Annotated in this window: 1 protein-coding gene; it reads left to right on the top strand. The window is 46.5% G+C overall.

Features of this window, described 5'->3' with window-relative positions; all coding sequences use genetic code 11:
* On the top strand, positions 1–353 hold a 353-nt coding region (locus CWC28_RS21575; RefSeq protein ID WP_138625774.1), incomplete at both ends, for a SidA/IucD/PvdA family monooxygenase.

The raw sequence follows: 353 nt of genomic DNA, 5'->3' as shown, positions 1-353 counted from the left end.
TGGTCATCAGTCGTGCCGAGTTTGTTGAATACATGAGCTGGGTTGCCGACAATCTGAACTCATTGCAGTTTGATTCAGAAATCAGAGAAGTCAGCTTTGAGGACAATTGTTTCATACTGCACTCTGACAAGCAGAAGATAAAAGCACGTAATCTTTGTCTGGGAACAGGTAAAGCACCCTACGTTCCTGACTGTGCAAAACCATTAATGGGACAGCACTGTTTTCATGCCAGTGAGCTGATGACCCGTCAGCCTGATCTTCGAAATAGAAAGGTTGCAGTCATTGGTGGGGGTCAGACAGGTGCGGAGGTCTTTTTAAACTGTCTGCGTGACAAATGGGGTAAGGCAGACCAG

The sequence above is a fragment of the Pseudoalteromonas sp. S4492 genome (assembly GCF_005886115.1).
Taxonomy (GTDB): Bacteria; Pseudomonadota; Gammaproteobacteria; order Enterobacterales; family Alteromonadaceae; genus Pseudoalteromonas; species Pseudoalteromonas gelatinilytica.
The sequence above is the reverse complement of the archived record's forward strand: the minus strand, read 5'-3'. Positions and strand labels throughout refer to the sequence as shown.